At 63.1% G+C, this 18,085-nt stretch carries 19 protein-coding genes and 1 riboswitch; of the genes, 8 read left to right on the top strand and 11 right to left on the bottom strand.

The window, feature by feature from the left end; all coding sequences use genetic code 11:
• Positions 1–75 precede the first annotated feature (75 nt).
• Complete coding sequence (gene denD, locus BGO80_RS06045; RefSeq protein WP_126149929.1) at positions 76–1,062, top strand: D-erythronate dehydrogenase; 987 nt, start codon at positions 76–78, stop codon at positions 1,060–1,062.
• 7 nt (positions 1,063–1,069) lie between these two features.
• Here denD and BGO80_RS06040 read toward each other — a convergent pair whose 3' ends face one another.
• The 6 genes from BGO80_RS06040 to BGO80_RS06015 form a co-directional block, all read right to left on the bottom strand.
• Positions 1,070–2,419 (bottom strand): putative bifunctional diguanylate cyclase/phosphodiesterase, encoded by a 1,350-nt coding sequence (locus BGO80_RS06040; protein ID WP_286719967.1) that lies wholly within the window; start codon positions 2,417–2,419, stop codon positions 1,070–1,072.
• A 197-nt stretch (positions 2,420–2,616) separates the two neighbouring features.
• Positions 2,617–3,204, bottom strand: coding sequence for an SCO family protein (locus BGO80_RS06035; protein WP_286719964.1), 588 nt, complete (start codon positions 3,202–3,204; stop codon positions 2,617–2,619).
• A gap of 11 nt (positions 3,205–3,215) precedes the next feature.
• On the bottom strand, positions 3,216–3,737 hold the full coding sequence (locus BGO80_RS06030) for a copper chaperone PCu(A)C (RefSeq protein ID WP_286719961.1): 522 nt from the start codon (positions 3,735–3,737) through the stop codon (positions 3,216–3,218).
• A 111-nt stretch (positions 3,738–3,848) separates the two neighbouring features.
• Positions 3,849–4,238: a hypothetical protein gene (locus tag BGO80_RS06025; RefSeq protein WP_286719959.1), complete on the bottom strand. Its 390-nt coding sequence runs from the start codon at positions 4,236–4,238 to the stop codon at positions 3,849–3,851.
• A gap of 166 nt (positions 4,239–4,404) precedes the next feature.
• Positions 4,405–5,139 (bottom strand): DUF1013 domain-containing protein, encoded by a 735-nt coding sequence (locus BGO80_RS06020; protein WP_286719957.1) that lies wholly within the window; start codon positions 5,137–5,139, stop codon positions 4,405–4,407.
• A gap of 115 nt (positions 5,140–5,254) precedes the next feature.
• The gene (locus tag BGO80_RS06015; protein WP_286719956.1) at positions 5,255–6,277 is read right to left on the bottom strand and encodes an NAD(P)H-quinone oxidoreductase; all 1,023 of its coding nucleotides are present in this window, start codon (positions 6,275–6,277) and stop codon (positions 5,255–5,257) included.
• A gap of 106 nt (positions 6,278–6,383) precedes the next feature.
• On the opposite strand from BGO80_RS06015, the gene BGO80_RS06010 reads away from it, so the two are divergent.
• The 3 genes from BGO80_RS06010 (at position 6,384) to rcdA (ending at position 7,730) form a co-directional block, all read left to right on the top strand.
• Positions 6,384–6,566, top strand: a complete 183-nt coding sequence (locus BGO80_RS06010; RefSeq protein WP_286719953.1) for a DUF1192 domain-containing protein — start codon at positions 6,384–6,386, stop codon at positions 6,564–6,566.
• A 107-nt stretch (positions 6,567–6,673) separates the two neighbouring features.
• On the top strand, positions 6,674–6,892 hold the full coding sequence (locus tag BGO80_RS06005) for a hypothetical protein (protein ID WP_286719951.1): 219 nt from the start codon (positions 6,674–6,676) through the stop codon (positions 6,890–6,892).
• 313 nt (positions 6,893–7,205) lie between these two features.
• Positions 7,206–7,730: a protease adaptor protein RcdA gene (gene rcdA, locus BGO80_RS06000; RefSeq protein WP_223214137.1), complete on the top strand. Its 525-nt coding sequence runs from the start codon at positions 7,206–7,208 to the stop codon at positions 7,728–7,730.
• Positions 7,731–7,736: 6 nt separating this feature from the next.
• Here rcdA and BGO80_RS05995 read toward each other — a convergent pair whose 3' ends face one another.
• Positions 7,737–8,057 carry a YnfA family protein gene (locus BGO80_RS05995; protein WP_126149937.1) on the bottom strand — a complete coding sequence of 107 codons (321 nt, stop codon included), beginning with the start codon at positions 8,055–8,057 and terminating at the stop codon, positions 7,737–7,739.
• A 66-nt stretch (positions 8,058–8,123) separates the two neighbouring features.
• On the bottom strand, positions 8,124–8,345 hold the full coding sequence (gene rpmE / locus BGO80_RS05990) for a 50S ribosomal protein L31 (RefSeq protein ID WP_126149938.1): 222 nt from the start codon (positions 8,343–8,345) through the stop codon (positions 8,124–8,126).
• A gap of 213 nt (positions 8,346–8,558) precedes the next feature.
• Here rpmE and BGO80_RS05985 point away from each other — a divergent pair, with 213 nt between their 5' ends.
• Complete coding sequence (locus BGO80_RS05985) at positions 8,559–10,376, top strand: ABC transporter ATP-binding protein (RefSeq protein WP_286719945.1); 1,818 nt, start codon at positions 8,559–8,561, stop codon at positions 10,374–10,376.
• A 22-nt stretch (positions 10,377–10,398) separates the two neighbouring features.
• Here BGO80_RS05985 and BGO80_RS05980 read toward each other — a convergent pair whose 3' ends face one another.
• Positions 10,399–11,103, bottom strand: coding sequence for a thiamine diphosphokinase (locus tag BGO80_RS05980; protein WP_286719942.1), 705 nt, complete (start codon positions 11,101–11,103; stop codon positions 10,399–10,401).
• Between the two features lie 27 nt (positions 11,104–11,130).
• Positions 11,131–11,231: riboswitch (TPP riboswitch) on the top strand.
• Between the two features lie 71 nt (positions 11,232–11,302).
• Here BGO80_RS05980 and thiB point away from each other — a divergent pair.
• From thiB to BGO80_RS05965, 3 genes are all read left to right on the top strand, one after another.
• Positions 11,303–12,310 carry a thiamine ABC transporter substrate binding subunit gene (gene thiB, locus BGO80_RS05975; RefSeq protein ID WP_286719939.1) on the top strand — a complete coding sequence of 336 codons (1,008 nt, stop codon included), beginning with the start codon at positions 11,303–11,305 and terminating at the stop codon, positions 12,308–12,310.
• A gap of 97 nt (positions 12,311–12,407) precedes the next feature.
• The gene (locus BGO80_RS05970) at positions 12,408–14,009 is read left to right on the top strand and encodes an ABC transporter permease family protein (protein ID WP_286719936.1); all 1,602 of its coding nucleotides are present in this window, start codon (positions 12,408–12,410) and stop codon (positions 14,007–14,009) included.
• Positions 13,993–14,631 carry an ATP-binding cassette domain-containing protein gene (locus BGO80_RS05965; protein ID WP_286719933.1) on the top strand — a complete coding sequence of 213 codons (639 nt, stop codon included), beginning with the start codon at positions 13,993–13,995 and terminating at the stop codon, positions 14,629–14,631. The genes BGO80_RS05970 and BGO80_RS05965 overlap by 17 nt, the downstream gene beginning before the upstream one ends.
• 9 nt (positions 14,632–14,640) lie before the next feature.
• On the opposite strand, the gene BGO80_RS05960 is transcribed toward BGO80_RS05965, so the two are convergent.
• Entirely contained in the window at positions 14,641–16,614 is a 1,974-nt protein-coding gene (locus BGO80_RS05960) for a hypothetical protein (protein WP_286719930.1), read from the bottom strand.
• 48 nt (positions 16,615–16,662) lie between these two features.
• Entirely contained in the window at positions 16,663–17,952 is a 1,290-nt protein-coding gene (locus tag BGO80_RS05955) for an adenylosuccinate synthase (RefSeq protein ID WP_126149943.1), read from the bottom strand.
• Between the last annotated feature and the right edge of the window lie 133 nt (positions 17,953–18,085).

Genomic DNA, 18,085 nt, shown 5'->3' with positions numbered 1-18,085 from the left:
GGCCATCACTGGACATTGCCCATCGCAGCATGATCATCTTATTCCCGCATGGCCGACGGCAATTTGGGGGTTCGAATGCATATTCTGATTATCGGCGCTGCGGGCATGATTGGGCAGAAGCTCGCCACGGCATTGGTGGCTAATGAAAATGTCGGCGGCCATCCCATCGACCGCCTGACGCTTGCCGATATCGTGCCACCGCCCACAATTGCCGGCCCGGTCTCCCAACAATCGCTGGCAGTCGATCTTTCCCAGCCCGGAACCGCAGACACGCTTCTCGCCGACCACCCCGACCTGATCTTTCACCTGGCCGCCGTCGTTTCGGGCGAAGCTGAGGCCGATTTCGACAAGGGCTATCGCATCAATCTCGATGGCACGCGCCACTTGCTTGAAGCCATTCGAAGGGCTGGACGCCAACAGCCATATTGCCCTCGCCTCGTCTTCACCTCGTCCATCGCTGTCTTCGGCGAACCGCTGCCGCCGGCCATTCCGGATGATCAGATCCACACCCCTCTGACGAGCTACGGCACCCAAAAAGCGATCTGCGAATTGCTGCTGGCTGACTATTCGCGCCGCGGTTTTCTTGACGGCGTCGGCATTCGCTTGCCCACCATCACCGTGCGACCCGGCAAGCCCAACAAGGCCGCCTCCGGCTTTTTCTCGGGCATTTTGCGCGAACCGCTCAATGGCCAGGAGGCGATCCTCCCGGTCGATGACAATGTGCGGCACTGGTTTGCCAGCCCGCGCGCCGCTATCGGCTTCCTCCTGCACGCCGCCGAGATCGACACGGGCCCTCTGGGCCAGCGCCGCAACTTGACCATGCCGGGCCTCAGCGCCACTGTGGCAGACGAAATCGCCGCGCTTGAGCGCATTGCCGGCCCACGTGCCACTGCCTTAATTCGTCGCCAGCCCGACGAGACTATCGCGCGCATGGTAGCGGGCTGGCCGCAGAATTTTGACGCACGACGTGCCAGCGAACTCGGCTTTACCGCCGATATCGGCTTCGACGACATCGTCAGGGCGCATGTCGAGGATGAGTTGAACGGCGTCTTACCATTCTGAGGAGGATTCAGCCGGCCGCCTGGCGTACCTGTTCACTGAGGGCGGCCTCGAATCCTTCGATCGGCATCGGTTTGCCGAAGAGATAGCCCTGATATTCGTCGCAGCCGCCATCGTCGAGCCATTGCAATTGCTCGCGCGTTTCAACCCCCTCGGCCAGGATAGTCAGGTCGAGGTCGCGACCGATCTGGATGATGCTGCGCACCAGCGCCGCGTTGCGCTCGCCCTCGGTGACGTCCTGAACGAAGCTGCGGTCGATCTTGAGTTGGGTCAGGGGTAGTCGTCTCAGATAGCCCAGGGATGAATAGCCGGTACCAAAATCGTCCAGCGCCATGCCGATGCCGGCGGCGCGCAACACATGCATCTTGGCCACCACCTGCTCGGTATTGGCCACCATAACGCTCTCGGTCAGTTCGATCTTGAGCTTGGTCGCATCGATGTCGAAGGTCGACACCAGATTGAGCACAGACTGCTCGAACTCGTCCTCCAGGAACTGGCTGGCGCTGACATTGACCGACAAGGTGAGTTCGGCGGTTTCCGGATGTCGCTGCCAATCCGCCAGGGTCCGGCAGGCCTGCTGCAGCACCCAATAGCCGATTTTCCCCATCAGCCCGGCATGTTCGGCAATGGGGATGAACTCGTTTGGCGGCACCAGACCACGCTCGGCATGCTGCCAGCGCAACAGCGCCTCTGCACCGATGATCGTGCCGTCGATGCTCACCTGTGGCTGAAAATAGAGCCTGAGATCGCCACTCCACAGTGCCGCCTCCAGGTCCCGCACCACCTGATCGTCACGCCGCACCTCTGCCTGAAAGACATAGGTGCCCGTCGCCAGGATACCGGTGGCGATCATGCTGTTGATCCAGGCACCATAGACCCGAATACTATCGGGAATAGGCTCCGCGAAGGGCAAAGCATGCGCGCTGGACGAGAAGACGACAAAGGTCGCCAGACTGGTCGCGATCATTGCCAACTGCAGCCTGGAGCGCTGGCGCTTGTAGTTGATATAGCCGACCAGAGCGACGCCGAGCAGGAAAATGTGGGACACACGCGGCACCTCAGCGCTTGGCACGTCATAGACGAGGCAAAGCACCACCAGCATGATAAAGAACACGGCCTGCGACATCAGCAGCGCCGGGGACAGATGCCCCCTGTCGGCAAGGCGCCAGCCATAAAGGCATACGAGAGCAAGGAAGAACTGGCCCAGGGCCAGAGGCCAGGTGCCCATCCAGGCAAATATCAGTGACCAGATGAAAGCCAGAAAGACGACGGCAAGGATCGGCAGCTTGTAGAGAAAATTCAACCGCGCCGAATATTGCGGATCGTCTTTTCGCGTCTTGCTGCTGCCGGCCAAAGTCACACGCAATCCATCCCAGGCATCGATCGGCGGATAGACGATCCGCTCTGCTCATCAGGAGGATTATGTAAGCAAACAAGGCTTAAAACAACGTATCGCGACGCAGCAGCGACGATAGCCCCCGGCGCCGATCGCCGGAGGCCATGTCTGTTTCGTCAATGAGCGCCCGCGGACAAGCTGAGCGCGCGGGACCGTCTCCCTCAGCCGAGCAGCTTGCGCAGCTTTTCCAGAGCGACCTTGGAGTCCTCGCGATAGGCAATGGTGCCCTGGAAGTCGCCCTTGGCATCGAGCAGGAACACAGAGGCAGTGTGATCCATGGTGTAGTCACCCCCCTCGATCGGCACCTTCTCATAATAGACCGCCCAGGCGCGGGCCGCCTTCTCCACCTCGGAAAGCGAGCCCGTGACACCGGTCACATGGCCGGTCCAGGCGACATAGTCGCCGACGATTTCGGCGGTGTCGCGCTCCGGGTCGACGGTGACGAAATAGGCCTTCAGATCCTTGGCTTCGTCACCGAGCGCCTCATACCAGGAGGTGATCTCGGCCAGCGTCGTCGGACACACATCCGGGCAATGGGTGAAGCCGAAAAAGACCAGTGACGGGCTGCCATTGAGGCTTTCGCGCGTAAACGGCGTGCCCGAAGCGGTGACTAGTTGGTAGTCGCCTGAGCCGAGCCCACCGGTCGGCTGCGGGCGGGTATTGGCGTAGACATAGAGGCCCGTGGCGGAAAGAGCGGCCACCACAACCAGTGTCCACAGCACAGTGCGCAGATGCGCCAGATAGGTCATGATTGGGCCTTTCAATGGGCGTGCGACATTGCGGGCGCGCTGGCAGCGCTGCCGGCGGCGATGAAGTCGACCGTCACGCTGCCGGCCTTTTCGAACACCAGCGTCACCGGCACCGCTTCGCCCTCGGCGATGGCCGCCGAAAGGCCCATGAACATCAGGTGGAAACCACCGGGCTCGAGGACGACGGTCTCGCCGGCCGGAATCACCAGTCCATCGGCAAGCTGGCGCATCTTCATGACATCACCGGACATGGCCATTTCGTGGATCTGGCTTTCCTTGGCAATATCGGTGCTGACGCTGACCAGCCGATCATCCTCGCTTCCCTTATTGGTGATGGTCAGAAAGCCGCCGCCGACAGGAGCATTGGGCAGGGTCGCGCGGGTGAAGGGATTTTCGATCTTGAGCGTGCCGACAGTGATGGCGGCCTCATGATGATGCGCTGCAGGCGGCTGGGCGTCTTCGGCCAGGCTCGGGGCAATCGGAACAAGCGTCAGAAGCAGAGCGGCAGCAAAAGCGGGAATACGGGTAAGCATGGGTCAATCCTGTTCGATACGAATGTGCTGAAGGCGTCCCTAGGATGCGGGGACGCAGAACACTTGGAGTTGGTCGGAAACGAGCGGCGCAGCAGCCGCGAAGATCGTCGATCAGGCGAGAACGGGTGGCGCCCGGGATCGCCCCGCCCGGTTTTCGGGGCCCGAGGCGAGGTGCGGCGCATCCATAAACGCCAGCACGACGGCTGTATCGAGCCGCGGCGCGATCACAATGGCAGCCGGCAGAACCGCCAAGAGCTCGTTCTTGCCCACGCCAGAAGCCGGACACTTGACCTGCACCAGCGCGCGAGGGCTGCCCTCGCCGTCATCCACGAGGGGTGCGCAGACCGACCAGCTACCTTGGGTTTCATAGCCGAGCGCGGCGAGATCGCGTTGCAAGCCGGCAGCCTGGTGCAGCGGCGCCAGCAGCGTCAGAACATAGACCGCCAGCACCGCAAGGGCGGTGCCGAACTCTCTGGTCAGCGTTCTCGGCCGGCTGGACATGGCATTCTCCTGTCCCGCATCTAGTCCGAAAACGCCTCTCGCTCAAGCGGCCCTATTGTCGCGACACTCTTCCGAGGGCGATTTCTGCCGCCGGACTTGCGCCACCGCAAACAAAAATCCCCGCCACGAGGCGGGGATTTCATCTCTTTGCCTGCGAAAGCGCGGCCTATTCTTCGTCGGCAGCGTCGGTCTTGAGCGACTTGAGCTTGGCAAACACCGAGTCGGCGTCGAAATCGTCCTGACGACGATCATGCGAAGGCTCGAAGCCATCCCCGCCGTCCTCGGACATGTGCTCATGCCCACGGCCACCGGCGCGTGCCAGCGCTTCTTCGGCGGTGAGCAGCGTCGTGCCTTCATTGAGCTCGGCCTGGGCCGGCGCATCCTTGCTGGCGCGCTTCACTTCGAGATCGAGATCGATCTGGCTGCAAAGGCCCAGCGTCACCGGGTCCATGGCAGTGAGATTGGCAGCGTTCCAGTGCGAATTCTCCCGCACTGATTCAATGGTCGACTTGGTGGTGCCCACCAGCCGCATGATCTGCGCATCCTTGAGTTCGGGATGGTTGCGCACCAGCCACTTGATGGCATTGGGGCGCTCGTTGCGGCGCGAAATCGGCGTATAGCGCGGACCCTTGCGCTTGACGGCAGCCACGCGCACCTTCGGCTCGCTCAGCTTCATGCGGTAATTCGGATTGCCTTCGGCCTTTTCGATCTCTTCCTTGGTCAGCTGACCGTTCTGGATCGGGTTGGCACCCATAATGCCGCTGGCGACGTCACCATCGGCAATGCCCTGCACCTCCAGCGGGTGCAGCGTGCAGAAGGCAGCAATCTGTTCGAACGACAGGGCCGTATTGTCCACCAGCCAGACGGCGGTTGCCTTGGGCATCAGAAGGGTCTGGGACATGGTTAAATTTCTCCTGCTGGCGCGGCCGGTTTTCCTCCGGACCGCTCCGCCTCTTGGCCAAATGCTGAGGGGGAACTGCGCACAATATAAGGTTTTGCGGGTCGATCCGCAATGTTTATATCGCGTTTTCCGTCATGCCGAAGGCCGTGAGCAGCACCAGTTTGCCGCGATGCCCGCGCCCTTCCATAACCCAATGCGCTTCGGACGCTGCCTCGAGCGGGAAGGTGGTGACAGCCGGGCGGACGCCGGCGCCGCTGCCAAGCCTGGGCAGCAGGTCGCTGGCAAGACGGGTCGCAATAGCCGCCTTCACCGCAGCGCTTTGCGGCCGCAAGGTCGAGCCGGAAAGCGTCAGGTCCTTGGCCATCATCTGCCGCAAAGGCACATTGGCCGCCCCCCCTTCCAGCGTCGATATCTGCACGATATGGCCACCGCGCGCCGCCGCCGCGACATTGACCGCTGCCATGTCTCCGCCAACTATATCGACTATGCGGTCGGCCCCGTGCCCGCCCGTTATCGCCTTCACCCGCTCGACAATGTCGTCAGCGGTGCGATCGATCACCGCGATTGCCCCTAACCCCAGGCAATAGTCGAACTTGGCGGAGTCCGACACCACCGCAATGGCCTTGGCGCCCAGGAGCGTCACTATCTGGATGGCGGCGCCGCCAATGCCGCCTGCGCCGCCATGGACCAGAACGAACATGCCAGGCGCGACGCCGGCCCGCATTACCAGGGTCTGGGTCACCGTAAACCAGGTCTCGGGTAGCGCCGCCGCCTCCGCATAGCGCCAGCCGGCCGGCACAGGCAGCACCTGGCCCTGCGGCACCGCCACATATTCGGCATAGCCTCCGCCATTGGTGAGAGCCATCACCCGGTCGCCGATCGACCAGCCTTTGACCGCCGCGCCCGACGCCACGACATCTCCAGCCACTTCAAGGCCGGGAATCGGGGAAGCACCGGGCGGCGGCGCATATTGGCCGCGCCGCTGCGCCAGGTCCGGACCATTGACGCCGGCAGCGGCGATCCGGATCAGCACTGCCTCTGCGCCGACCTCAGGCAGGGTGGTGCGCTGCGGCACCAAGACCTCCGGACCACCTGATGTGGAGATGTCGATATAGGTCATGTCGTGAGGAAGGATCATGTGAACCAGAATCGTCCAAGGCGGCTTGTTCGACAAGCCCGCTCGGCTAAGCTGAGACAAGTTGTCTGCCCCAAATGCGACAGCCCCAGAACGAATGGAGCGGCCCATGCTAGATGAAGATCCGAAACCCAGGAAGACCCATGAGATCGGCATGCTGCTCGACGCCCTGTCCGTGGAAGAACTCGACGACCGCATCGGTTTGCTTGAAACCGAGATCGAGCGCCTGCGCCAGGCCATCGCCGCCAAGGACAAGAGCCGCCAGGCCGCTGAAGCCGCCTTCAAGTTTTAGTCCGGCGCAGTTAACCAGCACCGTTAGTCTTAACGACTGGTAAACCTTCGCTTGTTGTCGCCACGGCCTTAGTGGGTGAGACTTCAGGCATCGGGGGGCGTCGCCACATGGAATGGAATCTGTTTGCCATAGCGGCGCTGCTGTTGCTGTCGGGGTTCTACGTCCTCACCGCCGAACTTGAAGCTGCGCCCGAGCGTGAGGCAATCCATCATCCGCTGCGGGCGCCGCGCGATGTCCTGGAACAGGCCTGGCACAGCGAGCCGGTCCTGCTGTTCATGCGGCAGGTTCTGGCCATGCGACGCCGTCGACAACAGGCATGGCTCTGAACAGTGCCGGTCCTTACCTCACCCCGATTTTCCGCGATCAGGCATCAGGGTTAAGAGATCGCTTCACGTTAAGCTCCAATTAAGCTTTTCGCGGTAAGGTCATGGTATTCAGATTTTCTGAATTTTGCAGAGTGGTTTCTCCCTCTGTTTGACGCCTCCCTGTTAACTTCGAGAGCCGTAAATTTTGCGGCTCTTTTTCTTTTTTGGCCTTTGGGTTGGCGGCCAATCTTAAACCAGATTTTTAGAATACTGAGTGGCAACGGATGACGCGGGCGGGCTTTGCGCATAGCATGGCCCCAACACTGGAGGTCACGTGGCCGAGTTCGGGGATACACGACAGGCAGTTTCGATCGGTCCGCGCATTGTGGCGTCGGGCGGGTTCGACATGCTCTATCGCGAAGGCATGGCCTTGATCGAAACGGTCGCTGCCTATCTTGACGCGGAGGGACGGGCCGAAAGCCGCATCCTGCCGCGCGAGGCCGGCTTCCTCTACGCCACCGAATCCATGCGCCTCACTACCCGTCTCATGCAGCTGGCCTCCTGGCTGCTGCTGCAGCGCGCCGTCAACGAAGGCGAGATCAGCCGCGAAAATGCCCGCTCCGAAAAGGAGAAGGTCAAGTTCTCGGCCACGCCGTCGCAGCGCGGCGGCCCGGGCTATGACCTCCTGCCTGAACGCCTGCGCGACTATATCGACCGCGGCGACCGGCTCTTTGCCCGGGTGATGCAGCTCGATGCGCTGGAACGCGGCGACGTGCCCGAACAGACCGGCCCCAACAATGCCAATGGCATTGCCGACCAGCTCGCTCGCCTCAAGGCCGCCTTCAACCGCGTCGACTGATCCCCGTCACGCCCCGCGCGGCGCGAGGAAGATCACGGCGGCACCGGCAATGGCGAGACCGGCGCCGATCATGTCCCAGCGATCCGGCCTGATCCCCTCCACGCCCATCATGAAGAGCACCGAAGCCAGGATGTAGATGCCGCCATAAAGCGCGAAAGCGCGTCCGGCGCTGTCCATGCCGCTCAGGGCCAGCAACAGACCGAAAAATCCAAGGGCCGCAAGCGCCGGTACCCACATCCAGAGCTGCCCTTGGCGCACCGCGAGCCAGATCAGATAGCAGCCGATGATTTCAAAGACGGCCGCCCCCAGAAAAATGACGAAGGCCATGGCACCCGCTCCAACAAAAAAGCCCGGCGCAATGGCCGGGCTTTTGTAATAGATTGTCCAGATGCCTTAGAGGCCCAGGCCCTTGAAGCGCTCCTTGAAGCGCGAGACACGGCCACCGCGGTCCATCAGCTGGCCCGTGCCGCCGGTCCAGGCGGGATGAGTCTTCGGGTCGATATCGAGCTGCAGCGTTTCGCCTTCCTTACCCCAAGTGGACTTGGTCTGGTAGGTGGTGCCGTCAGTCATGACCACGTTGATCATGTGGTAGTCGGGATGGATGTCACTCTTCATGGCGCGCCTCAAATCAAACGGGCGCCGCAGCGCCCGGAGAGCAGAAATCTGGTATTGGCGGGCTTCCTACAACAAGCAGGCCCCGACCGCAAGGGCATGGGAGCGGCAATTTTACCGCGCCCCGCGCAGTTGCCCGCCCCGATCGCAACACCTATATGGTGACGATCGCCGGCAGCCCGCCGGGCCCAGCAACAAATACGGCGCAATCCCAGCATGACAGACCAGGCCGTGTCGGCCACGTCCGACCCCGAAAAGATCGTGGACGAGGTCACCCAGGCGCCGCGCCGCCTGAGACCACTGCGGCGTCTATTGCCCTTCATGCTCGCCTATCCAGTGCGGTTGAGCCTGACTCTACTGTTCATGCTGGTCTCGACCATTTCCTCTCTGGCGATCCCGGCGCTCATGGGTGGGGCCATCGACGAAGGGTTTCTGGCCGAGAACCTCGAAAATGTCGGCCGCTACGGCTTCATCATCATCGCTATCGCCGCGGTCATGGCCATTGGCAGCGGCGCGCGCTTCTACTTTATCTCCGTGGTCGGCGAACGCGTTCTTGCCGATCTGCGGCAGGCCGTGTTCACCCATCTCCTGGCGCTCGACACCCGCTATTTCGACAATCACCGCGTTGGTGAACTGACCAGCCGCCTCAATGGCGACGTCGCTGTCATTCGTGGCGCTGTCGGCTCCAGCTTCTCGCTCGCCCTGCGCTCCATGGTCACCATCATCGGCGCGCTGGTGATGATGATTCTGACCAGCCCTGTGCTGACCTTGGCTGTGGTCATCGCCGTGCCAGCCATACTTGTCCCGGTCATTCTATATGGCCGCCGCCTGCGCGGCATGTCGCGCAAGACCCAGGATGCGCTGGCCGATCTCTCGGCGATGGCCACCGAAATGCTGGGGGCCACGCGCACAGTGAAGGCCTTCACCCAGGAACAGGTACAGTCCGGCATTTACGACAGCCACAGCGAAGCCAGCTATCGCGCCGAAGTCCGTCGGCTCGGTGCCCGCTCGCTTCTCGTGGCGCTGGTCATGTTCCTCGGCACCAGCGCCCTGGTTGGCCTCGTTTGGTGGGGCGCCCGCGCCGTGTTCGACGGCTCGGTGACGGCCGGGCAGCTGGCCCAGTTCCTTGTCTATGCGCTGATGGCTTCGGGCGCCCTGACCAACGTCTCCGAAGTCCTGGGCACGCTGCAGACCGTAGCCGGCTCTACCGAACGGCTGATGGAGATTCTCGATACCGATGCCGAGATCAACGACCCCGCCCAGCCGGTCCCCCTGCCTACGCCCTCACCAGGCACCGTCCAGTTCGACAATGTGGATTTCTCCTATGCCGGACCCAATGGGGAAAAGGTACTCAAGAGCCTCAACTTCTCCGTCTCCAAGGGGGAGACCGTTGCGCTCGTGGGCCCCTCCGGCTCCGGCAAATCCACCACGCTGGCGCTGCTACAACGCTTTTACGATGTTACTTCGGGGACGATCCGCGTCGACGGCATCGATATCCGAAAGGTGCGCCAACAGGATCTGCGGCAGCGTTTTGCCTATGTCGAGCAGGAGCCGGTGATCTTTGCCGGCACCATTGCTGACAATATCCGTTTCGGCAAACCCGGCGCCGACATGTCCGAGGTCATCGCCGCTGCCAAGGCCGCCCTGGTGGATGACTTCGTCTCCGATCTCCCCATGGGATATGACACCGTCGTTGGCGAGCGCGGGGTCATGCTCTCTGGTGGACAAAAGCAGCGCCTCGCCATTGCCCGCGCCATCATCAAAAATGCCCCTATCCTCCTGCTCGACGAGGCCACCTCGGCACTCGACGCGCAGAGCGAGCACCTGGTGCAACTGGCCCTCGAACATCTGATGGCAGGGCGTACCACGCTGGTGATCGCCCATCGCCTCGCCACCATCCGCGACGCCAACACTATTCTGGTGCTCGACGATGGCCAGATCATCGACCAGGGCACCCATGACCAATTGGTCGCCAAGGGCGGCCGCTATGCAGAGTTGGCCCGCCTGCAATTCCGCCTTGCCGAAGCCGGGTAATCCCCGGCTCGGCGCAGGCCGCTCAAGGCTTTCCGGCCAAGAGACAGGCATCGATCAAGTCGTAAAGCCGCGCGCGCCCAAGGATCAGCAGCCAGGGCGTGGCATCGGCCGGCACGATTTCAACGCGTCCACCCGAGCCCTCATTGGACGTGCCCAGCAGGCCACCGGGCTCAAGGAAGAGGCCATCGAGCGGATAGAACAGGCCCAGCGATCGGCGGAAGCGGATCGGCAGCAGGGGATGCACCGAGACGCGCTCGCGCCGGTCGGCCTCGAAGGCAAAGGGTCCAACCACCGCCAACGCCACATCGACCTCGTCCACCAGCAGCACATGCCGGTCAGGCGCCACCTGCAAGACCGCGCTCAGCGCTGCCAGCGTATGATCAAGCCGCTTACCGGTCATGCCGAGCGCCAGCGTCACCGGCGCCCGCGTGGAATAGAGCGCCTTCTGGAAATCGGTCGTGATTTGCTCGGGTATGTGGACGACGCGGCTGCGGCTTTCCCAGCCGGTCCGATCCTGCAGCGAATCGAGGTCACCGATGATCGCCGCTGGCACCAGTCCGGCAGCAGCAATGGCATCGGCGCCGCCATCGGCACCGATCAGTACCATGTCGCGCTGGTAGAGGTCCTGCAGCAGCGCATTATCGACCGTCCCACCGCCCACAATAGCGACCGGTTGATCGAAGGTGAGGGGAAGCGGCGATTCGTCGTTCAGGGAGGGGGATTGCACTCTCGGCATTCTCTCAATATGGTCCGCACCGTCTCGCTGGGGTGTTCCGGTTACCGCCGGAGCTGAGAGTTACCCATAGAACCTGAACCAGGTCATGCTGGCGGAGGAAGTTCGAGATGGCAAGGGTGCATCTCGCGCATCCTCTCCATTGACAAGATCCCTTCACCCATGGCCGCAGACCATTGAAGGGAAGCCGACCATGGCAAAATCCTTGACACTGGCGCTTGCGGTCCTCGTTGCCGGATTGTCCGCAGCGCCCGCATTGTCACAAGACCGTCCGACGCTCACCATCTACACCTATGACGGCTTTGCCGCCGAATGGGGCCCCGGCCCCAAGCTCAAGCAGGGGTTCGAGGCCACCTGCAATTGCACCGTGAACTGGGTGGCCGCCGACAGCTCCATCGGCACGCTGCGCCGCGCCCAACTTGAAGGCCCAAGCACCGAGGCAGATATCCTGCTCGGCCTTGACACTGCCATTGCCGGGGAAGCCCGTGCCACCGGCCTGTTTGCCGATCATGGTCTCGATCTCAGCCATCTGGCACTGCCCGAGACCTGGACCGATGCGCAGTTCGTGCCCTTCGACTTTTCGCACTTCGCCTTCATGCACGACACCGACACCATGGCGGTGCCGCCGGCTTCGTTCGAAGAGCTGATTGCACTGCCGGATACGGTCAAGATCGCGATCCAGGATCCCCGTTCGGCCACGCCGGGCCTCGGCCTCTTGCTCTGGGTCAAGGCCGCCTATGGCGAGCGCGCCCCGGAAATCTGGGCCGGTCTCAAGCCACATATTCTCACCATCACGCGAGAGTGGAGCGAGAGCTATTCGCTGTTCCTCAATGGCGAAGTCGACATGGTGCTCTCCTACACCACTTCACCCGCCTACCACATCATCGAGGACGGCGACGACACCATCAAGGCGGCGCTGTTCAGCGAAGGCCATTTTCCGCAGATTGAAGTGGCAGGCATCCTGAAATCCTCGGACCAGCAGGACCTGGCGCGGCAATTCCTTGCCTACCTCACCTCGCCCGAGGGCCAGAAAGTGATCCCGACCACCAACTGGATGTTCCCGGTGATCGATCTCGGCGCCGATCTCGATCCAGCTTTCGCCACCCTGCCGCAGCCGGAAAAGACGCTGACCATCCCCGAACAGGAGATAACGGCCAATTCCGCCGCCTGGATCGACGAGATGCTGGCGTCGGTGCAGTAGAGCGGGGGTCTCGCGCCTGCAAAGCCAAGCTTCGCGCCTCCCCATCATTGTAGGGGAGGCGCAGTTTCCGCACGAAAAGTTTGTCAGGAGGTGGCACGTGAGCACCATGCCGACACTTCCCCATCGCCCCTATCGCATCGCCGCCGCCACGGCCTTGTCACTATTCATCGCCGGGCTCATCGCCGCCGTGCTCTGGGCTATCCTTGCTGCCGCCGGCGATAGCGCCGGCACCTCGCGCATCGATATCCCGCACCTTCTGCGCATGACCTCCATCCAGGCTACCCTCACCACCGTGCTGTCGCTCGGCGTCGGCACCGCCATCGCCTGGTCGCTCAATCGCCTGCGTTTCGTCGGGCGCGACCTGGTCGTCGGCCTCTTTGCTGCCGCCATCGTCACCCCCGGCATGGTGGTGGCCTTCGGGCTCATCTCCATCTGGGGGCGCAATGGCTGGATCAACCAGCTGAGCCAATCGCTGTTCGGCGTCAGCATCGATAGCCCCGCCTATGGGCTTTCGGGCATCCTGCTCGCCCATGTCATTCTCGATGGCGCCTTTGCGGCGCGCATTCTGCTCGCCCGCCTCGACGCCATTCCCGCCAACCGGCTGAAAGTCGGGCAGTCACTTGCATTGTCGGCCTGGCACCGCTTCCGCCTCATTGACTGGCCCGCTTTGCGCGGCAGCCTGCCCGGATTGGGCGCTATCATCTTCCTCCTCGCTTTCACCAGCTTCCCCATCGTGCTGCTGCTCGGCGGCGGCCCCGCCAACCAGACGCTGGAAGTGGCCATCTATTCCGCCGTCCGGCTCGATTTTGACCTTACCGGCGCGGTGCGCCTGGCGCTGACCCAGATTGCCGTCTGCGCCGTCGTCATCCTGCTCGCCTCGGCTCTTACGCCGGTTCCCGCGGCCCTCGGCCGCTCCGCCCAGCCCGCCTGGCGCGATATGGGTGTGGCGCGACTGCTGCAGTGGCTGGTGCTGATCCTGGGCACAGTCGCCTTCCTCCTGCCGCTGCTGTCGGTATTGATCGATGGAATGGCGGGAGGCTTCGGCCGGGTTCTGGCCCAGCCGAGCTTCTGGCGCGCCACCCTAACCAGCCTTCTCATCGGCACCGCTTCCGCGCTCCTCACCCTGCTGCTGTCCCTCGCCCTGGCCCTGGGACGCAGCGCCGCCGCGACGCCGGCCCTGCGCACCGTGCTCGGCGCCCCGGCCTATGCCTATCTGGCCGTGCCGGCAGTGGTGCTGTCGCTGGGATTTTTCCTTCTGGTGCGTCAAATGGGCATGTCGACCGGCGTTGCTGCCCCCTTCGTCGTGGTCTTCGCCAATAGCCTGCTCGCCCTGCCCTTCGCCATCGCCACGCTTGGCCCTCCACTCGACGCAATCGTGCGCAGCCGTGGCAAGCTGATCCGGTCGCTGGGGATTGATGGCTACAAGCAATTCCTCACCATCGAATACCCCCTGCTCGGCCGTGATATCGGGCTGATGCTGGCGCTCGCCTTCTGCTTCTCGCTCGGCGACCTCGGCGTCATCGCCTTGTTCGGCACCCAGGATTTCCAAACCCTGCCGCTGATGATGTTCCGCGCGCTCGGCGCCTATCGCAACAACGATGCCGCCGCCATTGCCGCACTCCTGCTCATCGGCACCATCACCGCCTTTGTCGGCCTTCCCCGTCTCATCGAAAGGATCGCCCATGCTCCGCGCCGATGATCTGGTCTTCGCCCATCCCGGCCAAACCAGTCCCTACCATTTCAGTCTGAGCGCCGAGGCCGGCGAGGTCACCGCCATTTCCGGCGCCAGTGGCTCCGGAAAATCGACATTGCTCGATCTATTGGCCGGCTTTCTTTCCCCAAGTGCCGGAACGCTCTTGCTCGACGGCACCAACATCGCCGTCCTGCCGCCGGAAAAGCGGCCGGTCTCGCTGCTGCTGCAGGCGGACAATCTCTTCGATCACCTCACCGCCGCCGATAACGTGGCGCTTGGCATGCCCAAGGGCATCGACAAGGGCACGGGAAAAGAAAAGGTCCGCGCCGCTCTTGCGGAGGTAGGGCTGGGCGAGTTTGCCGACAAACCGGCATCCACACTGTCAGGCGGTCAAAAGCAGCGTGTGGCCCTGGCGCGCACATTGCTGCGTGACCGGCCCGTCCTGCTGCTCGACGAGCCGTTTTCGGCACTGGACGATGAGACGCGGCGCACGACGCGCGATCTCGTGGCCGAACTGACCCGCCGCCATGGCTGGCACACAGTGCTCGTCAGTCACCATGCCGACGACATCGCTGCTCTGGCCCAGCGCCATTATCGCTTGAGTGACGGGCGGCTCATCGCCGCCTGATCGCTTTGCTTACGGGTTCCAGGCGGCAAACGCCTGCTGGAACAGCGCCTCCGCCTCATCATCCTTTTCCAGGGTCAGGATGGCATTGCGGCCGGTGCCATAGACAATGGCCAGGTCGATCCAGCGCCGCGACGACAGCAATTGGGTATTGTTGGTCACATCGTCGCCGCTGGTGCTGAGCGCGAAGAGGAAGGAATTGCCGACAACGCGCGCTGAAGCGCCGACCAGCGCCGTGCCCGGCACCAGTTCCTCATCCTTGAGCAGCACGCCAGCCAGCGTCGAGATCGAGCCGCCGATAAAGGTATCGGAGACGTCGAAGGTGACTTCCATCAAATGGCTGGCCGGCAGGCTCGGATCGGAATTCTTGCGAATGGTCAGCGACACCTTGAGATTGCGTGCCGGGATATTGGCCTCGGCAACCAGTGTCGGCAGGCCGATCTCGTCGACGCCTTCGCTCCAGTCCACGGTGCCCGAGAACGGCACCGCGCCGCCGCGACCATCGGTCGAGGCTTCGAGCAGCAGCGACTGACTACCGGCAAGCACGGATGGATCAACGCTGGCACTGGGGTCGTTGGTCGCCGCAATACTGGTGTCCTGCCCGGACAGCCGCTCTTCGGTCTTGGCTTCGCCATTGCTGTTGATCGATGGCAGCACGGTCTCGCTACCACTCGGAACCACGGCCTCAGGCGTCGGCTCCAACCGATCTTCGGTCTCGAGTCCTTCGAGCGCGTTGGTCGGCTCCTGCGTCACCGTGGTGGCGGTGTTGCCGGGGCCCACAGCCTCTTCACCGGTTGTGCCCGGCGCAGTGGTCATTGCGTCCATCGAAGGCGTATTGGGCGTCTCGACATTCTGTGCGGTTTGCGTCGTCGTGGTCTGGGCGCGGCCGAACATCTGGTCAAGATCGACATAGCCCTCGCGCCACGCCCAGAAGCCGGCACCGCCGACACCAACCAGCAACAGCGCGAAAACCACGAGGAAAATGGTCACACCGGCGCCCGAGCGCTGCTCGGCACCCACGGTGGCAAAGCCGCTGTCGTCGCTGGCATCGCCATCGAGCGCGCCAGCGGCGCGGGTTTCAGACCGATCGGGAAGCGCCTCGGTTGCTTCGCCACGAGCTTCCCGATCCAGCGTCTCGATCGCCCGTTCGATCACGCCTTCGGCTTCGCGGGCGTCATCTTCCAGATCGACCTCGCGCACACTCGAAAGCGCCGGTTCCACTGGCAAGACCGGTTCGATGGCGACCGGCTGCACCTGCGGCTGGCGCGCCAGCGCCGTGGCACCCAGGCCGGGCTCGATCCGCGGCAGGCTTGCGGGGGCAACAAAGTCGGAATTGGCCGCCAGCGGCGCGGGACTGTCACGACGGGCGGTAAAGGACGGAGATTTGAGCGGGGTCGGCTCCACGGTGCGAAGATCGGGGCGCTGCGGTGTCTGGCTCGGCTTTGCCACCACCGGCGGCGGCAGGGGTTCAGCCGTTACCAGATCGGGCTCGACGGCCTCGACCGCGGCGCCACTGGCCTCGGCTGCTTCCCCGATAATGTCCTCGATGGAGACCGGTTCCGGAACCGGCTCATCGATTTCCGGCTCCACCGGGACTGCCGCGACGGGCATCGGGGCTTGCACCTGCACCGGCTTGGGCGGCGGTGTGAATTGCGGCTGGGGGGTGACCACCGGCGCGGCGGCCTGTGGCGCAGGCGCGGGTTTGGGAACTGGCGCCACCGGAATGAGCGGCTCGCGCGGAATTGGGGCGGTGTCCCGCCCCAACATGATCACGGCTTCGCTGGCCTCTTGCTCGACCTGGCGGATACAATCTTCCAATTGCAGGCGATGTTGCGTGATTTCACGCGCCGGCAACGGCGGCTGGATGGCGCGCAACTGCCCGACCAGGGCCGTGCGTGCCTTCTCATAAACCGCGCGACGCGCGGCCCCGTTGTTCTCCGGCAGCGCCGTAATCGCACGGCGCAACAGCTCCTTGTAGTCCGCCATTGGTTACTTGGTACTCACAATTGCAGCGACGTCTTGTAGCAAAATTTTTCAGTCTTGGAACGGGTCAACCACAAGAATGGTGTCGGCACGTTCGGGACTGGTGGACAATAGCGCTACCGGAGCGCCGATCAGCTCTTCGATATAGCGGACATACTTGACGGCCTGCGCCGGCAGTTCGGCCCAGCTGCGCGCGCCTGCCGTGGTCTCCGACCAGCCTTCCAGCGTCTCGTAAATCGGCTTAACCCGCGCTTGTGCCCCCATTGAGGCAGGCAAATAATCAATCCGTGATCCGTCGAGCTCATAGCCGACGCACACCTTGATCTCCTTGAGGCCATCGAGCACGTCGAGCTTGGTCAGTGCAATGCCGGTAATCCCCGAGGTCTTGACCGTCTGGCGCACCAAGACGGCATCGAACCAGCCGCAGCGGCGCGGACGGCCGGTATTGACGCCCACTTCCTTGCCCACCGTCGCCAGATGCTTACCGATCTCGTCATCGAGCTCGCAAGGAAACGGGCCTTCGCCGACGCGGGTCGTATAGGCCTTGGTGATCCCCAGCACATAACCGATGGCAGTGGGGCCGAGACCCGAGCCGGCGGCGGCCTGGCCGGCCACGGTGTTGGAGGAGGTTACGAACGGATAGGTGCCGTGATCGTTGTCGAGCAGCGCACCCTGGGCGCCTTCGAACAGGATGCGCGCGCCTTCACGGCGCTTATCGTCGAGCACGCGCCAGACCTGATCCATGAACGGCAGGATTTCCCCGGCGATCGAGGTCAGCTCTTCATAGATCGTGTCGGCAGCGATTTCCGCCAGGCCGATGCCGCGACGCAGCGCATTGTGGTGCGCGAGCAGGCGCTCGATCTTGGGCATCAGCGTATCGGGTTCGGAAAGATCAACCAGGCGAATGGCGCGGCGGCCAACCTTGTCCTCATAGGCCGGACCGATACCGCGGCGCGTCGTGCCGATCTTGAGCCCGGAATTGGCGTCTTCGCGAATACCGTCCAGCTCGCGATGCAGCGACAGGATTAACGGCGCATTATCGGCAATCCGCAGGATCTCGGGGGTAATGGTAACGCCCTGGCCACGCAGCTTGGCCATCTCGGCGACGAAATGGTGCGGATCCACGACCACGCCATTGCCGATGACGCTGAGCTTGCCCTGCACGAGGCCCGACGGCAGCAGCGCCAGCTTGTAGCTCACCCCATCGATGACCAGCGTATGGCCGGCATTGTGGCCACCATGGAAGCGCACGACGACGTCGGCGCGCTCCGAAAGCCAATCCACGATCTTGCCCTTGCCCTCGTCGCCCCATTGCGAGCCGACGACAACCACATTCGCCATATTCCAGTCTTCCTCAAGAAAACGCGACAATAGGGCCGCGCGTCAGCGGGCCCCTTCGAATTGGACGTCCGTCCCCCCCAGCCACCTTTGTCTGATTTGAATGTGGCCGAATAACTGGTAAGTCCAACTGTCC

This window comes from Devosia sp. 63-57 (assembly GCF_001899045.1).
Taxonomy (GTDB): domain Bacteria; phylum Pseudomonadota; class Alphaproteobacteria; order Rhizobiales; family Devosiaceae; genus Devosia; species Devosia equisanguinis.
Note: the sequence above shows the minus strand (reverse complement) of the source record. Positions and strands in the feature narration are given on the sequence as shown.